Origin of the sequence: Pantoea sp. E2023-21 (assembly GCF_051302795.1) — a bacterium.
Classification (GTDB): Bacteria; Pseudomonadota; Gammaproteobacteria; order Enterobacterales; family Enterobacteriaceae; genus Pantoea; species Pantoea ludwigii_A.
Window position 1 is genome coordinate 3,033,578 of sequence record NZ_CP195344.1, and the last position, 16,803, is coordinate 3,050,380.

Here is a 16,803-nt window from a genome sequence, read left to right on the forward strand (position 1 = left end):
GTAGTCGCGGGGCAATCGGGAAAAAGAGCGTCCTTCATACTGACCAACTAATTCCAAAATGGAAAAAATGAAAGCCATTTTGCCCTGATTATCACCAAAACAGCAGCACTGTATGCTCTCTTCATCACTTTAGAGGAGCAATGCAATGTTGGTTAACGGTAAATGGAGTGCAGAGTGGCATCCGGTGCAAGCCACCGATAAACAAGGCGGATTTGTACGCCAGACCTCAAGTTTCCGTCACTGGATCACGGCTGATGGTTCCAGCGAATTTGCCGCCGAGCCGGATCGCTATCACCTTTATGTAGCGCTGATTTGTCCGTGGGCCTCGCGCACGCTGCTGGCGCGTAGCCTGAAGGGATTGGAGAAGGCGATCAGCGTGTCGGTAGTTGAGCCGCAGCTCGGCGCGCAAGGCTGGCACTTTGGTGACTATCCTGGCGCCGATCGTGACTGGCTGAACAACGCCGAATACCTTCACGAACTCTATACCCGCGCCGATGCTGATTTCACCGGCCGCGCCACCGTACCGGTGCTGTGGGATAAGAAAACGCAAACCATCGTCAGCAACGAGTCGGCCGATATTTTGCGCATGCTGAACAGCGGTTTCGGCGATCTGGCGGACGATCGCATCGATCTTTATCCCGAGGATCTGCGTGCTGAGATCGATGCGCTGAATGAATCGATCTATCCGCGTTTGAATAACGGCGTGTATCGCACCGGTTTCGCCACTACGCAGGTCAGTTATCAGCAGGCGTTTAACGATGTGTTTAGCCAGCTGGATGAGCTGGAGCAGCGCTTGCAGGATGGTCGTACTTTCCTGCTCGGCGAGCGCTTAACCGAAGCGGATATCCGCTTGTTCGTCACGCTGGTGCGCTTTGACGTCGCCTACCACGGCCTGTTTAAATGCAACCTGCGCCGCTTGAGTGACTATCCGCTGCTCGATCGCTATCTGAAGAGTATGCTGTCCCTCTCTGGCGTGCGTCAGACGGTCAATATTGATCATATCAAGCAGGGCTATTATTCGATTAAAGCGCTGAATCCCAACGGCATTGTGCCGGTTGGCCCGGATATGTCGGCCTACGGTTTATAAGGAGCAGTGCGATGGCTAAAGCGTTAGTGATTTTTTTACATGGTGTGGGCAGCAACGGCAACGATCTGGCGGTGCTCGGCGAACATTGGGCACGCTTGCTGCCGGATGTGGCCTTTGCCTCGCCGAATGCGCCCTTTCCGTTTGAACATGCGATGGGTTATCAGTGGTTTAGCCTGACGGGTATCACGCCTGAAAACCGTCCGGCACGTGTTCGTGAAGCGCGCGCGGCCTTTGATAGCACGCTGCAACAGCTGATGGCGCAGCACGACATGGCGGACGCGTGGGACAAAGTGATTCTGGTGGGCTTTTCGCAGGGTTCAATCATGGCGCTGGATGCATTGGCGTCTGGCCGTTATCCGCTGGCTGGTGTGGTGGCATTTGCCGGTCGTCTGGCGTTTGACGATGCCTTAACGCCGCAGCCGTACACGCCCGCGCTGCTGATTCACGGCAAAGCGGATGATGTGATTCCGTTTAGCGAGAGCGAATCGGCGACACAGCGTTTGCTGCAGGCCGGCGTAACGGTGGAAGCACGTTATGAAGCGGCCACCGGCCACACCATTTCATCGCAGGGCGCGATGGATGCCGCCGGATTTATTGCCCAATGTTTGCAGGATTAAGGCCAGTAACGCGTTAACGCCTGCCACGCCTTGTGCGCAGCCACGTCCGCTGGCTGCGCCTTCAATTCATCGTTAAACACTTCAATGCCGACCGGCCCGCGATAACCGGCGCTTTTCAGCTTATCCACAAAGCGCTCCACCTCGATGATGCCATCGCCCGGCAACAAGCGCTGATGACGCGCATACTCGCTGAGCGGCTGCTTTTCCTGCGGCGGCATTTCGGCCATATCGCACAGCTGCACTTCATAGATGCGATCGGCGGGAATGCCGTCCAGCTGCGAAGCATCGCCGCCTAACGCGCAAATGTGGAACAAATCGACCACTAAACCGATGTTCGGCTGATCCAATCTTTGCAGTCGCTCCCACGCCAGCGGCAGCGTGTTATCCACGCTGCACCACGCCATCGGCTCATACATAATGCGCATGTTGTAGCGCGCGGCTTCCGACGCCATCCAACGCAAATCTTCATCAATCCGCGATGCCACGCAATCTTCGCGCGTGCTGGCGGGTGCCTGGATGGTGTCGCAGCCAATAGATTGGGCAATCTGAATAAACTGGCGCAGCTCTTCGCGTTTTTGCTGGCGGTCGCGATCCGGAGCGCCGGTGAAATCGCGCAGCACCTGCACATTAGTGAAGCCAAGCTGCAACTGCATTGCCTGATGTAACGTATTGGCCCGCACATCTTCACGCCAGATCTCAACCTGCTCGAAACCGGCGGTATGCGCAGCGCGCAGCTTCTCCTCAGGTTCACCGTTTAACAACACCAGGTTAAGGAATTTGGGGTTACGACTCATTACACAGCTCCTTAATCGTCCGGATAATCGGTGACAAATTCTGTGCGTCACACGCACAGAACGGCCATCAGTATCTACCTCTTAGTGGTTATTTCAAGCGTGACGGTTATCCCAGCAGATTTACCGCAGCAAAACCGGCAAAGGTCATGAGCAGAGAACCGATCACATGCACCATGACACTCGACATCGCCCAAAGGTATTTTCCTGATTGTAGCAGCCCGACAATTTCCGCCGAAAAAGTAGAAAACGTGGTTAAACCGCCACACAAGCCGGTAACAATCAGTAATTTCCAGAAGGGATCGATGTGGGGGTTGCGGACAAAAAAGGCCAGCGCGGCACCAATGATAAAGCCTCCCACCAGATTCACCATCAAGGTGCCCGGCGGCAGATTGGGGAACAGCGCGTTGAAACGTAATGAGATTAACCAGCGCAGCGAACAGCCCACCGCACCGCCAACGACAACCGCGAGTAACGACTTCAACATAGTTTGTAGCTCCTGAAATAAATTACGCGCAGGGCCGCGGCAGGACAGAAGAGCACCTGACACACCGCCGTCTCCCGCGCAGGGATACGAGTGTAGTCAGGCGTCATCAGCCGTCTGTTACCAGAACGGCGGTTGGGGAAGGTGGCACGCCATCACCTTAGGCGGGAGATAATACGCTGGCTGGGCAATACAGACAATATGATGAAAGAGGCACACAGCTGTAGCGGCGCGATTTATCGCGCATATCAATGGCGGCAGCGCGCCCAACTCAGAAATGCGCAATAAATTGCGCCGCTACGGTGTGTGCGAATATCAACGCTCGAAGTGAATCACGGCCTTAATCAGTTCGCGATTATTGATGACCTCGGCTTCAAAGGTCTCGGCCAGTGTGGAGAAGTCATAGTGACGATTGAGCATCATGTCGGCACGAAGCTGCCCGTTCGCCATCAGTTCGCGCACTTTAGCGAAATCTTCCAGCGTGGCGTTGCGGCTGCCCATCAGCGTGGTTTCCTTTTTGTGGAACTCAATATCCGGGATCACCAGATCGCCTTTGTGCAGGCCAACGAATACGATGGTGCCGCCGTGACGAATCAGTTTCACCGCCCCGTTCATCGCCGCTGGGCTACCCGTGGCATCGATCACTTTGGCGGCTAAACGTCCGCCAAACTCCGCTTTTAGCTGCGTTTCAAAATCGGCTTCTAACGGATTCACCGTCGCCAAACCCAGTTTCTGCGCGACATGCGCACGCCGCTGCTCGCTGGTATCAGCCACCACCACGTTTGCGCCCGCCGCCGCCGCAATCGCGGCCACGCCAAGACCAATTGGGCCAGCGCCCACCACCAAAACCTGCTCATCTGCCGCGACTGCCGCACGACGCACCGCATGCGCACTGATGGCGAAGGGTTCAATCAGCGCAGCAGCTTCGGGATCGACATCATCCACCGCCAGCAAATTGCTCGTTGGTACGCTGAGGAATTCGCAGAAACCGCCATCCTGATGCACACCAATCACCGAGATCTTTTCGCAGCAGTTGGTTTTGCCGCTTAAACAGGCATCGCACTGCTGGCAGGCAACATAGGGAATCAGCGCCACGCGCTGGCCCAGCCTGAAGCCGCTGGCCTCGCTGCCGAGTTCCACCACTTCGCCACACAGTTCATGCCCCAATACGCGTGGATAGCTGAAGAACGGCTGATTTCCGGCCCAGGCGTGAATATCGGTGCCGCAAATCCCGGCGGTGAGGGGTTTGATCAGAACGTCATTGGCGGCGGGCGTCGGCTTAGCGCGCTGCTGCCATACCATCTGGCGCGGTTCGGCGACCACCAGCGTTTTCATCGTTGTCATTGGCTTCTCCTGTGCTGTTGTCGCAGTTATGGCGAAAATCGTCGATTACAGCTTTTTGCGTGAGGGGAACTGTGAAGCCAACCGCTTTTTTTGGGCTTTGTATGGTTTTTAATTGATAAAAAACCGGAGCCACGCATGAGCCGCAGCCAGAACTTACGTCAGAACGTCATTAACCAAATGCTGGAAGGCATTGCCAAACGGCATATCCGTTCGCCCTTGCCGCCGCAGGCGGCGCTGGCCGAAATGTTCAACATCAGCCGCACCACGGTGCGCCATACTTTGCAGCATCTGCATGAGCGCGGCGTGCTAGAAAAGGTGGATGAAACCTACGTCATCGTGCGTGATCCCAGCGAAGAAGACGGTTTTAACGCCCTGACGCCGCCAATTGATCAACAGGCACTGCAATTTGAGCAGACCTTTTTCAATCTGATCAATCAGCGCCAGCTGGTGCCGGGCGACACCTTTAGCGAGCTGCAACTGGTGCAGCAGGTGAAAGTCAGCCCGATTGTGGTACGCGAATTCTTGCTGCGCTTTATGCGTTATGACCTGCTGGAACCGGTGAAGCGTGGCCAATGGCGCATGAAGAAGTTCGATCAAAAGTATGCCGAGAACCTGTTTGAGCTGCGTGAAATGCTGGAAACGCACGCCCTTACCCGTTTTCTTAATCTGCCCTCGCAGGATGAACGCTGGATGCAAGCGCGCGACCTGCTGGATCGCCATCGTTCGATGCGCGACACCATCGCCAGCAATTATCGCCATTTCGCCGCGCTGGATAAGGAGATGCACACGCTGATTCTTTCCGCCGCCAACAATCCGTTTTTTAATCAGTCGCTGGAGATCATTTCGGTGATTTTTCATTCGCATTATCAATGGGATGAAACCGATCTTAAGCAACGCAATATCGTGGCGCTGGAGGAGCATATGGCGATTCTCACCGCGCTGATCAGCCGCCAGGATGTCGAAGCCTTGTGCGCCCTGCACAACCATCTCGGCACCGCCAAAACCTCGATGATCCGCTCTATCCGTCAGTACAATTAAAAACCGATTAAAAACCACAAAGCATTAGCTCCCGCACGAATCTGAAACATCTTCGCAACATCCCGATCTGATTGCTTCTAGTCTCGACATCAATCCGTTGAGGCAGCATCGTTTCGCTGCCCCAGGATCCCACTCAAACGCATAACGATAAGTACCCAGATCCGGGAGGTTGCAATGGAAAATACTTCGGCTCGTGGCCGCGAAAACGCGCCACAACCCGCTGCGGACGGGCAAGATTTTATCCCGGCGCGCAGTGATGTGGTGCGCTCACCGCGCATCAAAAAGATTCAGGTCACCGCCATGTTGCTGCTGCTGTTTGCCGCCATGATTAACTACCTCGACCGCAGTTCGCTATCGGTCGCCAATATGACCATCCGCGGCGAACTGGGCTTATCCGCTACCGAAATTGGTGTGCTGCTGTCTGCCTTCTCGCTGGCTTATGGCCTTGCACAACTGCCGTGCGGTGCGCTGCTCGACCGCAAAGGGCCGCGCATTATGCTGGCGATTGGCATGTTCTTCTGGTCGCTGTTCCAGGCCGCCGCCGGTTTGGTGCATAACTTTACCCAATTTATTTTGGTGCGCATCGGTTTAGGTATTGGTGAAGCGCCGATGAACCCGTGCGGCGTGAAGGTGATCAACGACTGGTTCAATATCAAAGATCGCGGCATGCCGATGGGCATGTTTAACGCCGCCTCGATGATTGGGTTATCCATTGCGCCACCTATTCTGGCGGCAATGATGATGGTGATGGGCTGGCGCGGCATGTTTGTCACCATCGGCGTGCTCGGCATGTTCCTTGCCGTTGGCTGGTATCTGATGTACCGCGACCGCGACAACAGTAAGTTGAGCGGTGAAGAGATTCACTATTTGCAGGCGGGCAGCGTGGCGTCACGTAAAGAGCCGCTGAGTTTTGCCGAGTGGCGCGGGCTGTTCAAGCAGCGCACCATGTGGGGCATGATGATTGGCTTCAGCGGCATCAACTACACCGCGTGGCTGTACATCGCCTGGCTGCCGGGCTATCTGCAATCGACGTATAACCTCGACCTGAAAAGCACCGGTTTACTGGCCGCGATTCCATTCCTGTTCGGCGCGGCAGGCATGCTGCTGAACGGTTATGTGGTCGATGCGCTGGTACGTCGTGGTCATGATGCGGTCAAGGTGCGTAAGGTCTCTATCGTGTCTGGTATGCTGCTTTCCGCTGCGTTTACCGCCTTTGTAACCCGTGCCACCGACACCACCAGCGCCGTCACTATGATTGGTATGGCGCTGTTTTGCATCCACTTTGCCGGGACATCGTGCTGGGGTTTGATTCACGCCAACGTGACGGCGCGTATGACGGCCTCGGTCGGCAGCATCCAGAACTTCGCCAGCTTCGTGTTCGCTTCGTTCGCGCCGGTGATCACCGGTTGGGTGCTGGATACCACCAAGTCATTTAGCCTGGCATTGATGATTTGCGCCGGTGTGACGGTGGTGGGTGCGCTGGCGTATTTGCTGCTGGTACGTAAACCGATTACCGATGGGGTTTGATTCGGAGCGGGATGCGGGACGGTCGCCATAAATGGCGACCGTACGGGTTTTGTAGGGTGCGCATTTATGCGCACCAGCAACAGGCGTTATGCCGGGCGGGTGAAAAACTGCGATTCACACTGGCGCGCAATCTCCCACAGCTTGTTGCGAATCACCTGTTTTAGCTGCAGCGTCGATTGCGACTGCGGCTGATCGCGGCGACTGATCAACATCACTTCAAACGGTAGCGGCTGCGCTACCGGCAATAGCTTAAGCTGATCGGCATAGCGGCAGGCGGTGAACAGATCGACAATCCCCACGCCGCCGCCCGCCAGCACCATATCGGCAATCACCGAATAGGTTTTGATCGACAGCGATACCGCCGGATTCAGCCCTTTATCGCGCAGCGCGCGGTGCAGCACGCGACCCAGCGGATCCTGATTTTGCATCATCAGCAGGTTGTTGGCGCACAGCCACTCCAGCGTCACCGGCTCATTGTGAGTGTGATCGCGGGGTAGTAACGCCACCATCGACGACTGAAACAGCGGCTCTGCCAGTAAATCCGCCTCCACCTGCTGACCAAACACCAGCGCGAAATCGAGCTGGTTATCAATGATCATGCGACACAAGGTGCTGAAGTGCTCGGTGACCAACTCCACGCTGACCGACGCCGCCTGTTGTCGCCAGTTCACCAGCGCCGGTGCCAACACCATCTGTCCAAACGCGTGTGCAGCGCCGACGCGCACCGTTTGCCCTTCACCGCGCCGCAGTTGTTCGGTTAACTGGGTAATCGCCTGTAAACGTTGGTAGATATCTTCCACTTCCGGTAGCAAGCGCCGCCCTTCTGCGGTGACGATCATCCCCTGCGCGCGCCGTTCAAACAGTGCAAAACCGAGCTGCTGCTCGGCGTGATTCAGCACGCGGCTGACATTCGGCTGCGAGACATTTAGCAAGCGCGCTGCCGCGCTGATGCTGCCGGTCTGCACAATCGCCTGAAACACTTCAATATGCCGCAGCCGCATGATTATTCGCCCCAGGTGGCTTCAAGCACGCGCAGCCAGTTGCCGTGGCAAATCTTCTCCAGCAGCTCGCGTGAATAGCCGCGAGCTGCCAGCGCCTGCACCAGCAGCGGGAATCCGGCCACGTCTTTCAGATCGCCCGGCATGGTTGCGCCATCCAGATCCGAACCAAATCCGACGCCATCTTCCCCCACTTTTTCCAGCAAATATTCAACATGACGCACGATGGCATCGACACCGGTTGGCGCATGGCGATCGCCGTCTTCCCGCAGGAACGGCACCGCAAAATTGACGCCAACAAAGCCGTTGGTTTCGGCAATCGCCGCCAGCTGGCGATCGGTGAGATTACGCGACTGCGCACTGATCACATGCGCATTAGAGTGGCTCGCCACTAGCGGTGCATCGCTGATCTCAGCGGTATGCCAGAAGCCTTTCTCATCCATGTGCGACAGATCGACCATGATGCGGCGGCGATTACAGTCGCGCACCAGCTGCTTGCCCGCCTCGGTCAGTCCGTTACCGATATCCGGCGACGAGGGATAAAGAAACGGCACGCCGTCGCCAAACTGATTCGGACGGCTCCACAGCGGCCCCAGCGTGCGTAAACCGCTGGCATAGAGCATATCGAGCAGCTCGCCGTGGGTATCCAGCGCTTCCGCGCCTTCAACGTGCATCACCACCGCTAACACTTTGTTTGCCATGCAGTGGCGAATATCGCGCACGCTGCGGCAAATCTTCACCTGCCCGTTCGAGGCCTGCTCAATGCGCAGCAGCAGCGCCAGCATAGAAAAGGTGGCGTCGCGCGCTGAGTTGATAATTTCCTGAGGAAAATCTGCGAGGTCTGGCGCACTTCTTGCAATCAGAGGGTGGGACGGCACCCAGGTGGCGAAAATGCCACCTAACATCTTTCCCTGACGGATGCGCGGAAAGTCCATTTGGCCGTTTTTGCAGCCAGTGAAAAATGCATTCACCGCGTCCGGCTGATGGTGCTGCCACAGCTTATTCAGCACATCGTTATGGCCGTCAAAGACCGGAATATCGCAGATCGACGAGTCAGACATGTTGTTCGGTTCCATGTTCAGAGAAAGGCGCGCACTGCCAGCTGGCGGAGCAAATTGCACCAAAACGGGGCGCGTGAAACAAAGGGTTTAGCGTCGGTATTAATCCTCCCGCACGGGCGGAAAGTCAAGACATAAAAATGCAAAATAACAATTTTTTATTTTAATTATCAATCAGTTGGGAGTTTACATGGTTACCAGAAGACGTTTTCTTGCAGGATGCACCGCTGTACCTGTTGTTTCCTACCTCAGCCTGAATTCGGCCTTTGCCGCTACGCCGCCGACCATGTTGGTGATGGCAATGCAGCTCGATAACATCACCAGTCTGGATCCGCATGAAAGCTTCGAAGCCACCGGCGGCCAGATCTGCGGCAACCTGTATCAACGTTTAGTTACGCCAGATCCAAAGCAAGCCGACAAAGTGATTGGCCAGTTGGCAAAAAGCTGGGAGGTCAGCAGCGATAACAGCACATACACCTTCCACCTCGATCCGGCGGCAAAATTCGCCGATGGCTCGCCGCTCACCGCAGAAGATGTGGCGTTTTCCATTGAACGCATCGTCAAGCTGGATAAAAGCCCGGCCTTTATTATCAACCAGTTCGGTTTTACCAAAGACAACGTGACGCAGCTGGTCACCGCGAAAGATGCGCATACCGTTGAGATGAAACTTGGCGCGCCGGCAGCAGAAAGCTTCCTGCTGTATTGCTTGTCCGCCACCGTTGGCTGCGTGGTGTCGAAGAAAGCCTGTCTGGCGAACCAGCAGAACAACGATTTCGGCAACGGCTGGCTGAAACAGCACAGCGCCGGCTCAGGCGCCTTTACCCTGCGCACCTGGAACGCCAGCGAAACGGTGATTCTGGAACTGAGCCCGCAATTTACCGCGCAGAGTAAAATCAAACGCGTGATCCTCAAACATATCGCCGACCCGGCCGCACAGGCGCTGATGCTGAAAAAAGGCGATGTGGATGTGGCCTACGATCTCACCACCGAACAGCTGCTGCCGCTGCAAAATGACAGCTCAGTGTCGCTGGTGAAAGAGCGTTTGTCGGCGATCATGCTGATGTCGTGCAACACCACCCATGAACTGCTAAAAAAACCGCAGGTATGGCAAGCGTTGAAGTGGGCGTTGGATTACGAAAGCATCCAGAAAAATATCCTGTCACAGACCTATTCCGTGCATCAAAGCTTCCTGCCCGGCGGTTTCCCGGCGGCGCTGGATGACACGCCGTTCCACAAAGATGTCGCCAAAGCCAAAGCGTTGCTGGCAGAAGCCGGTTACCCGGACGGTTTCGAGATCACGCTTGATCACTACTCGATGCAGCCGTATCCCGATATCGCGCAAGCGGTGCAAACGCAGTTGGGCGCAATTGGCATCAAAGTGTCGCTGATTGCTTCCGAAAACCGTCAGGTGCTCACCAAGATGCGTGCGCGTCAGCATCAGCTGGCTATCACGTCCTGGGGCGCGGATTACTTCGATCCCAACTCCAACACCGAAGCATTCTGCGTCAATACCGATAACAGCACCAATGCGCGCAACCGCACGCTGGCATGGCGCTGCGGCTGGTCGGACGATGAATTCAACCAGCTGACCGTGCAGGCGCTGCACGAGCCGGATCCGGCGAAACGCATTGCGTTGTACGAACAGATTCAGCGTCTGCATCGCGAAAAGAGCCCGTTCATTCCGATGATGCAGCAGGTGCAGACCACCGCCTGCGGCAAGAACATCACCGACGTACACATGACCGTGCTGGAGCAGTGGCCGTATGCGCAGGTGAAAAAAGCCTGATGCCGTTACTGAAGAGAATCGTCAGCACCCTGGGAAGCCTGGTGCTGACGCTGTTTGGCCTGTCGGTGTTGACCTTTTTCATCGGCCGCGTCATGCCCACCGATCCGGTGCTGGCGGCGGTCGGCGATAACGCACCGCAATCGGTCGTTGAGCGTGTGCGGGCGGAAATGGGGCTGGATCAGCCCCTTTACGTGCAGTTTGGTCACTACCTCAATCAACTGCTGCATGGCGATCTCGGTAAATCGATTCTCACCTCGAATCCGGTGCTCACCGACATCGCCCGCTTCTTCCCCGCCACCATGGAACTGGCGACGGCCGCCATCATCATCGCGGCGCTGGTGGGCATTCCGCTCGGCGTATGGGCGGCGGTGCGTCAAAGTTCGTGGGTCGACCAAACCATTCGCGTGATCTGTCTCGCAGGCCATTCACTGCCGGTATTCGTGCTGGCGCTGCTGAGCTTGCTGGTGTTCTACGCGGTGCTCGGCATTGCGCCCGGCCCCGGACGGCAGGACATCATCTGGCAGGATATGGTGCCGCAGGTCACCGGCTTCCTCACCATCGATTCGCTGCTGGCGGGTGAGGTTGACGCCTTCTGGGATGCGCTGGCGCACATGGCGCAGCCGGTGCTGATTCTGGCCTATTTCAGCATGGCCTACATCACCCGCATGACGCGCACCTTTATGCTCAACGCCTTAAGCGGCGAGTTTGTGATTACCGCACGCGCCAAAGGCTTGTCGTCACGGCGGGTGATCTGGCGGCATGCCTTTCCCACCGTGGCGGTGCAGCTGGTGACGGTGCTGGCGTTAACCTACGCCGGGTTGCTGGAAGGCGCGGTGGTCACAGAAAACGTCTTCGCCTGGCCTGGCCTCGGCCAATATCTCACCACCTCGCTGATGAATGCTGACATGAATCCGGTGGTCGGCGCGACCTTGTTAGTCGGCACCGTGTATGTGCTGCTCAATCAGCTGGCTGACCTTCTCTATCGACTTTGGGACCCGCGCGTAAAATGATCTTCTTCTCTCGTGACTGGCTACTCGACGACACGCCAGCCAACCGCCGCCAGGCGGTGTGGGGCCGACGCTATCGTCTGTGGCTCACCCTGCGCAGCAATCCATTGGCGATGGCCGGCTTATTGGTGGTGGCCGTCATGCTGCTGCTGGCGCTTTTTGCGCCGTGGCTGACACCGTTTGATCCCGGTGTGCAGCATCTGGAAAACCGCCTCGCTGCGCCTTCTGTCACGCACTGGCTCGGCACCGATGAATTGGGGCGCGATGTCTGGACGCGCATTATCTACGGCGGCCGCACCACGCTAGGCATGGTGATCGCCGTGGTGCTGCTGACCGCGCCGCTCGGCCTGCTGATTGGCTGTATCGCCGGTTACGCCGGTGGGTTCATCGATAAAGCGCTGATGCGCATCACCGATATTTTTCTCGCCTTTCCGCGTTTGATTCTGGCGCTGGCGTTTGTTGCCGCACTGAAACCGGGTGTCGAGAGCGCGATTCTGGCGATTGCCCTGACGTCGTGGCCGCCGTATGCGCGTCTGGCACGCGCCGAAACCCTGCAGTTCCGCCACAGCGATTTTATCGCCGCCAGCCGTCTGACCGGCGCTTCGCCGCTGCGCATCATTTTGCGCCATATCATGCCGCTGTGCGTGCCGAGCCTGATTGTGCGCATTACGCTGGATATGAGCTCCATTATCATCACCGCCGCCAGCCTCGGCTTTCTCGGCATGGGCGCGCAGCCGCCGTCACCGGAATGGGGCACGATGATCGCCACCGCGCGTCGCTTCCTGTTCAGCGAGTGGTGGGTGCCGCTGATGCCCTGTATCGCGATTTTCCTGACGTCACTGGCGTTCAACTTTCTCGGCGACGGTCTGCGCGACGTGCTGGATCCCAAGGAGCGCTAAATGTTGGTGGAAATTAGTAATCTGCGCATTGCCTTTCGCTCACGCAGCGAAACTTTTGAAGCGGTGCGCGGCGTCAGTTTTAGCGTGGGCCACGAGAAGTTTGCCATTGTCGGCGAAAGCGGCTCCGGCAAATCACTTACGGCGCGCAGCCTGATGCAGTTATTGCCGGGCAATGCCGAAGTCAGCGCCGACGTGCTGCGCTTTGATGGCATCGATCTGCGCGGTGCCAGCGAAAAAGTGATGCGGAAAATTCGCGGCAAGCGCGTTGGTTTTATCCTGCAGGACCCGAAATATTCACTTAATCCGGTGATGACCATTGGTCAGCAAATTGCCGAAGCCTGGCGCGAGCACAAAGGCGGCAGCCACAAAGCGGCGATGCAGGCGGCGGTAGAACTGCTGGAACAGGTGAAGATTCGCGATCCCGCAGCCGTGGCAAAACGCTATCCGCATGAAGTCTCCGGCGGCATGGGCCAGCGCGTGATGATTGCCATGATGCTGGCACCCGATCCGGAGCTGTTGATCGCCGATGAACCCACCAGCGCGCTGGATGCCACGGTGCAGGCCGACATCCTTAAGCTGATTGACGAGTTAGTGTCAGCGCGCGGCATGGGGCTGATCCTGATTAGCCACGATCTGCCGCTGGTATCGCACTTCTGCGATCGCGTGGCGGTGATGTACGGCGGCCGCATCGTTGAATTGCTGGATGCCGGACAATTGCAGCAGGCACAGCATCCGTATACGCGCGGTTTGCTGGCGTGTTTGCCGTCGTTGCGTCATCCGCGTGAGCGTTTACCCGTACTGCAGCGCGATGCCGCGTGGCGGGAATAATTGGCCAGGTCGCCATGAATGGCGACCCTACGACCGTTCAGCGCGTTTTTGTAGGGTCGGCATTCATGCCGACCGTTTTAATGCCCGCTGGGAGCAAACCATGATTCAAATCGATAACCTGCACATCGCCTTTGGTGCGCACACGGCGGTGAATAACGTCAGCTTTGCGGTTGGCAATGGCGAAAGCTTTGGCCTGGTCGGCGAAAGCGGCTCGGGTAAATCCACCATTCTGCGCGCGCTCGCCGGATTGAATGCCGACTGGCACGGCAGCATGCTGTTTGGCGGCATGCAGCTTAGCGCCAAACGCAGCCGCACTTTCTATCGTCAGGTGCAGATGGTGTTTCAGGACCCGTTTGGTTCACTGCATCCGCGCCAGACCATCGATCGCATCCTGCATGAACCGCTGCTGGTGCATCGGCTCGATCGCGCCGAACAGCGTATCAGCCAGGCGCTGAGCGAAGTGGGTTTACCGGCGGCAGTACGTTTTCGCTATCCGCATCAGCTTTCCGGCGGACAGCGTCAGCGCGTGGCGATTGCCCGTGCGTTAATTGCCGAACCGGAAGTGCTGCTGCTCGACGAACCGACTTCAGCGCTGGATGTGTCAGTGCAGGCCGAAATCCTGAATTTACTCAGCGATCTACGCAGCGAACGTAAACTCACCTACATTATGGTGACGCATAACCTCGCGGTGGTAACGCACCTGTGTCAGCGCATTGGCGTGATGCAGAATGGTGAAATGGTGGAGCAGCTAAGCGCCGACGATCTGCGCGCGCGGCGCATCCAGCATCCGCATACCGCTCAACTTTTCGATCTCAGCATGACGCTGGAGGAACCGGCATGACCGCTAACTGGCAACACGCTGCGGATGTCGCACAACAGATCACTGAAAGCTGGCAACAGCCCGGCGCGCCGGGCGGCGCGATGATCCTGTTTGATGCGCAGCAGATTCACTCAACCCACTGCGCCGGATGGGCCGATTTGGCGCAGCAAACGCCGTTCAGCGCCGACAGCGTGGTGCGTTTCGCCTCGATCACCAAACACATCTTTGCCGCTTTGGTGACTGGCCCCGGCCGCCGCTATCTGCAACTTGATGACCCGCTGGTACAACATCTGCCGCAGCTGAGCGGTGCCAACGGGCAAATTACTGTCGGCCAGGCGCTGGACATGAGCAGCGGCCTGCCGGACGTGCGCGAAACCTTATCGCTGCTGGGATTGTCGGTGTTTAACGCCACCAGCGCCGCCGACCTGCTGGATTTTATCGCGTGTGAAGGCGAGCTCAACTATGCGCCCGGCAGCGAAATCTCTTACACCAACACCGGCTATCGGCTGGTTGAAGAGGCGCTGAAAGCCAAAGGTGTGCAGTTTAACGATCTGCTGCAGCAGTACCTCTGCGATCCGCTGGATATCAATCTGATTGCGCCGGAAAGCTGGTTCGATATCGTGCCCGGTTTGGTGCCAGGCTACTGGCAAAACGGCACGCAGTGGCAGCTTGCCAGCGCCGGATTGCATCTTTCGGCGTCAGGTAGCGTCACCGGCAGCCTCAATCATCTGACGCGCTGGCTGCAAAGCCTGCTGGCCGATAGCGGACCAGGCGCGGGCGTGTTACAGCGCCTGAGTGCGCCGCGCAATCTCAACGATGGCCGCACCAGCGGTTACGGGTTGGGCATCACCAGCTCGACGCTCGGTAGCCAAACGCTGTTTGGCCACGGCGGCTCGCATGCCGGTTATAAGAGCTATTTCCTGCTGCATCCGGAGCTGAAACTGGGTGTGGCGCTGGTCGCCAACCGCGAAGATGTCACCACCTCAGAAAGCGTACTGCGGGTGATGGCAGCGCTGCTGAATCGCGCGTTACCGGAGAAAGGGCATGATTTAACGCCCGGCCTTTACGTGGCGGAAAACGCCGCCGACTGGCTGGAAATCAAAGGCGTGACCGCCACCTGGCTTGGCGCAGGTGAAACCTTGTGGCGCGATGATGCGCACGGCGATGCGGTGTCGCTCTCCAGCACCTTCCCCATGCAGTTACGCCATGATGGCGCGGCGATTGTGGGTGAAATCGGTCATGCCGCACGACGTTTTGTGCCGGTGCAGGCCGATCAGGCCAGCCTCGATAATCTGCAGGGCCGCTGGTTCGCGCCGCAGTGGCGCAGCGAGTTAGTGGTTGAAGGGGACAACTTGATCATAGGCATCGGCCCGGCGGCGATTCGCGCGCGGTTGCAGTCGCTGGGCAACGATCGCGTCCTCGCCACCGCGCAGGATGGCCCGTGGGAGAAGCGTTTTGTGATGGCGCGCGCAGGCGATTCGCTGCGGCTGATGTTGAACCGCAGCCGGGTAGTGCGCTTTTTACAGACAGCACGCCCTAAATAATTCGAGTTGCAGCAAGGCGGCAAGTGGGTGAATCCCCAGGAGCTTACATCAGTAAGTGACTGGGGTGAGCACACGTAGCCAACGCAGCGGCGGCTCGAAGTATGACGGGCGCTAAGCCACGTAATGATGTAAACGACCGATTTTCTCGATTTCGACTTCAATCTCATCGCCGGGGAACATAAACAGCGGTGGCGTGCGTTTTTTACCGACGCCGCCCGGTGAACCGGTGATGATCACATCGCCTGGCGACAGCGGGCTGAAGGCAGAAATGTACTCGATGATTTTCGCTACCGGATGCACCATGCTGGCGGTGGTGTCGTTCTGCACTTCGCGCTGATTGAGCCAGGTTTTGATCGCCAGCTGCTGCGGATCGGGGATTTCGTCAGCGGTGGTCATCCACGGCCCGAAACCGCCGGTTTGCTGCCAGTTTTTCCCGGCGGTGAACCAGGTAAATTGCATGTCGCGCACCGTGGCGTCCATAAAGCAGCTGTAGCCGGCAACGTGCTGCAGCGCATCGGCGGCTTTCACCTGATAGGCCGCTTTGCCGATGATCACCGCCAGTTCGCCTTCGTAATCAAATTCCTGCGTCGTCACGGGTTTCAGCAGCGGCTGTTTGTGCGCCGCCAGTGAATCCGCGAAACGTACAAACAGCGTAGGCGCTTCAATCGTCTCGGCGAACTCTTTGCGTTTATCGGCGTAGTTCATGCCAACGCAGAACACTTTGCCAGGATTTTCCACCACCGGCAGGAAGCGGATGGCGCTAAACGGATGATCAATCGGCTGCGAAACGTAGGCATCGAGATCGCTTAATGCGCCGCGTTGCAGCAATGTTTTCAGATCCGGGCAGTCAGCGCCGAGACGCGCGCCGATGTCAATCACGCCCTCATGCTGCACAATACCGTAACTTTTTCTTTGCTGTTCAATGAGATAAAAACTGCAGAGCTGCATGACTGCCTCGTTGTTATATATAAATTG

Annotated in this window: 16 protein-coding genes and 1 riboswitch; of the genes, 10 read left to right on the forward strand and 6 right to left on the reverse strand. The window is 57.4% G+C overall.

Annotated elements, in window-relative coordinates; all coding sequences use genetic code 11:
* The first annotated feature begins 145 nt into the window (after positions 1-145).
* Together ACRQ84_RS14285 and ACRQ84_RS14290 are read left to right on the forward strand one after the other, a co-directional pair.
* Positions 146-1,087, forward strand: coding sequence for a glutathione S-transferase family protein (locus tag ACRQ84_RS14285; RefSeq protein WP_064741302.1), 942 nt, complete (start codon positions 146-148; stop codon positions 1,085-1,087).
* Between the two features lie 11 nt (positions 1,088-1,098).
* Positions 1,099-1,704, forward strand: coding sequence for an alpha/beta hydrolase (locus tag ACRQ84_RS14290; RefSeq protein ID WP_483816403.1), 606 nt, complete (start codon positions 1,099-1,101; stop codon positions 1,702-1,704).
* Here ACRQ84_RS14290 and ACRQ84_RS14295 read toward each other — a convergent pair.
* The 3 genes from ACRQ84_RS14295 to ACRQ84_RS14305 all read right to left on the reverse strand — a co-directional run bounded on the left by ACRQ84_RS14295 (position 1,701) and on the right by ACRQ84_RS14305 (position 4,323).
* Positions 1,701-2,498 carry a sugar phosphate isomerase/epimerase family protein gene (locus ACRQ84_RS14295; protein WP_483816404.1) on the reverse strand — a complete coding sequence of 266 codons (798 nt, stop codon included), beginning with the start codon at positions 2,496-2,498 and terminating at the stop codon, positions 1,701-1,703. The genes ACRQ84_RS14290 and ACRQ84_RS14295 overlap by 4 nt on opposite strands.
* A 106-nt stretch (positions 2,499-2,604) precedes the next feature.
* Positions 2,605-2,982, reverse strand: a complete 378-nt coding sequence (gene crcB / locus ACRQ84_RS14300; protein WP_483816405.1) for a fluoride efflux transporter CrcB — start codon at positions 2,980-2,982, stop codon at positions 2,605-2,607.
* 90 nt (positions 2,983-3,072) lie between these two features.
* A riboswitch (Fluoride riboswitch) is annotated at positions 3,073-3,148 on the reverse strand.
* Positions 3,149-3,294: 146 nt separating this feature from the next.
* Positions 3,295-4,323, reverse strand: coding sequence for a zinc-binding alcohol dehydrogenase family protein (locus tag ACRQ84_RS14305; protein ID WP_483816406.1), 1,029 nt, complete (start codon positions 4,321-4,323; stop codon positions 3,295-3,297).
* Positions 4,324-4,458: 135 nt separating this feature from the next.
* Between ACRQ84_RS14305 and ACRQ84_RS14310 the strand changes: the two genes are divergently transcribed.
* Positions 4,459-5,361, forward strand: a complete 903-nt coding sequence (locus ACRQ84_RS14310; RefSeq protein ID WP_483816407.1) for a GntR family transcriptional regulator — start codon at positions 4,459-4,461, stop codon at positions 5,359-5,361.
* A gap of 174 nt (positions 5,362-5,535) precedes the next feature.
* Positions 5,536-6,888 carry an MFS transporter gene (locus tag ACRQ84_RS14315; RefSeq protein WP_064741308.1) on the forward strand — a complete coding sequence of 451 codons (1,353 nt, stop codon included), beginning with the start codon at positions 5,536-5,538 and terminating at the stop codon, positions 6,886-6,888.
* A gap of 86 nt (positions 6,889-6,974) precedes the next feature.
* Here ACRQ84_RS14315 and ACRQ84_RS14320 read toward each other — a convergent pair whose 3' ends face one another.
* Together ACRQ84_RS14320 and ACRQ84_RS14325 are read right to left on the reverse strand one after the other, a co-directional pair.
* Positions 6,975-7,889, reverse strand: a complete 915-nt coding sequence (locus ACRQ84_RS14320) for a LysR family transcriptional regulator (protein WP_483816408.1) — start codon at positions 7,887-7,889, stop codon at positions 6,975-6,977.
* A 2-nt stretch (positions 7,890-7,891) separates the two neighbouring features.
* Complete coding sequence (locus ACRQ84_RS14325) at positions 7,892-8,947, reverse strand: dipeptidase (RefSeq protein ID WP_483816409.1); 1,056 nt, start codon at positions 8,945-8,947, stop codon at positions 7,892-7,894.
* Positions 8,948-9,134: 187 nt separating this feature from the next.
* Between ACRQ84_RS14325 and ACRQ84_RS14330 the strand changes: the two genes are divergently transcribed.
* The 6 genes from ACRQ84_RS14330 (at position 9,135) to ACRQ84_RS14355 (ending at position 15,828) form a co-directional block, all read left to right on the forward strand.
* A complete protein-coding gene (locus tag ACRQ84_RS14330; protein WP_483816410.1) occupies positions 9,135-10,730 on the forward strand; it encodes an ABC transporter substrate-binding protein in 1,596 nt (531 codons plus the stop codon).
* On the forward strand, positions 10,730-11,740 hold the full coding sequence (locus tag ACRQ84_RS14335) for an ABC transporter permease (RefSeq protein WP_483816411.1): 1,011 nt from the start codon (positions 10,730-10,732) through the stop codon (positions 11,738-11,740). The genes ACRQ84_RS14330 and ACRQ84_RS14335 overlap by 1 nt, the downstream gene beginning before the upstream one ends.
* Positions 11,737-12,636, forward strand: a complete 900-nt coding sequence (locus ACRQ84_RS14340; protein WP_064741313.1) for an ABC transporter permease — start codon at positions 11,737-11,739, stop codon at positions 12,634-12,636. The genes ACRQ84_RS14335 and ACRQ84_RS14340 overlap by 4 nt, the downstream gene beginning before the upstream one ends.
* Positions 12,637-13,464, forward strand: a complete 828-nt coding sequence (locus ACRQ84_RS14345; protein ID WP_064741314.1) for an ABC transporter ATP-binding protein — start codon at positions 12,637-12,639, stop codon at positions 13,462-13,464.
* Positions 13,465-13,564: 100 nt separating this feature from the next.
* A complete protein-coding gene (locus ACRQ84_RS14350; protein ID WP_064741347.1) occupies positions 13,565-14,305 on the forward strand; it encodes an ABC transporter ATP-binding protein in 741 nt (246 codons plus the stop codon).
* The gene (locus tag ACRQ84_RS14355) at positions 14,302-15,828 is read left to right on the forward strand and encodes a serine hydrolase domain-containing protein (protein ID WP_483816412.1); all 1,527 of its coding nucleotides are present in this window, start codon (positions 14,302-14,304) and stop codon (positions 15,826-15,828) included. The genes ACRQ84_RS14350 and ACRQ84_RS14355 overlap by 4 nt, the downstream gene beginning before the upstream one ends.
* Positions 15,829-15,939: 111 nt before the next feature.
* On the opposite strand, the gene ACRQ84_RS14360 is transcribed toward ACRQ84_RS14355, so the two are convergent.
* Positions 15,940-16,776: a fumarylacetoacetate hydrolase family protein gene (locus tag ACRQ84_RS14360; protein WP_483816413.1), complete on the reverse strand. Its 837-nt coding sequence runs from the start codon at positions 16,774-16,776 to the stop codon at positions 15,940-15,942.
* Positions 16,777-16,803: the final 27 nt, after the last annotated feature.

Coding starts and splice junctions, on each gene's coding strand:
- ACRQ84_RS14355 (WP_483816412.1), top strand. CDS start 14,302: ATGACCGCTAACTGGCAACACGCTGCGGATGTCGCACAACAGATCACT.
- ACRQ84_RS14305 (WP_483816406.1), bottom strand. CDS start 4,323: ATGACAACGATGAAAACGCTGGTGGTCGCCGAACCGCGCCAGATGGTA.
- ACRQ84_RS14345 (WP_064741314.1), top strand. CDS start 12,637: ATGTTGGTGGAAATTAGTAATCTGCGCATTGCCTTTCGCTCACGCAGC.
- ACRQ84_RS14340 (WP_064741313.1), top strand. CDS start 11,737: ATGATCTTCTTCTCTCGTGACTGGCTACTCGACGACACGCCAGCCAAC.
- ACRQ84_RS14285 (WP_064741302.1), top strand. CDS start 146: ATGTTGGTTAACGGTAAATGGAGTGCAGAGTGGCATCCGGTGCAAGCC.
- ACRQ84_RS14335 (WP_483816411.1), top strand. CDS start 10,730: ATGCCGTTACTGAAGAGAATCGTCAGCACCCTGGGAAGCCTGGTGCTG.
- ACRQ84_RS14320 (WP_483816408.1), bottom strand. CDS start 7,889: ATGCGGCTGCGGCATATTGAAGTGTTTCAGGCGATTGTGCAGACCGGC.
- ACRQ84_RS14290 (WP_483816403.1), top strand. CDS start 1,099: ATGGCTAAAGCGTTAGTGATTTTTTTACATGGTGTGGGCAGCAACGGC.
- ACRQ84_RS14315 (WP_064741308.1), top strand. CDS start 5,536: ATGGAAAATACTTCGGCTCGTGGCCGCGAAAACGCGCCACAACCCGCT.
- ACRQ84_RS14330 (WP_483816410.1), top strand. CDS start 9,135: ATGGTTACCAGAAGACGTTTTCTTGCAGGATGCACCGCTGTACCTGTT.
- ACRQ84_RS14310 (WP_483816407.1), top strand. CDS start 4,459: ATGAGCCGCAGCCAGAACTTACGTCAGAACGTCATTAACCAAATGCTG.
- ACRQ84_RS14325 (WP_483816409.1), bottom strand. CDS start 8,947: ATGTCTGACTCGTCGATCTGCGATATTCCGGTCTTTGACGGCCATAAC.
- ACRQ84_RS14360 (WP_483816413.1), bottom strand. CDS start 16,776: ATGCAGCTCTGCAGTTTTTATCTCATTGAACAGCAAAGAAAAAGTTAC.
- ACRQ84_RS14350 (WP_064741347.1), top strand. CDS start 13,565: ATGATTCAAATCGATAACCTGCACATCGCCTTTGGTGCGCACACGGCG.
- crcB (WP_483816405.1), bottom strand. CDS start 2,982: ATGTTGAAGTCGTTACTCGCGGTTGTCGTTGGCGGTGCGGTGGGCTGT.
- ACRQ84_RS14295 (WP_483816404.1), bottom strand. CDS start 2,498: ATGAGTCGTAACCCCAAATTCCTTAACCTGGTGTTGTTAAACGGTGAA.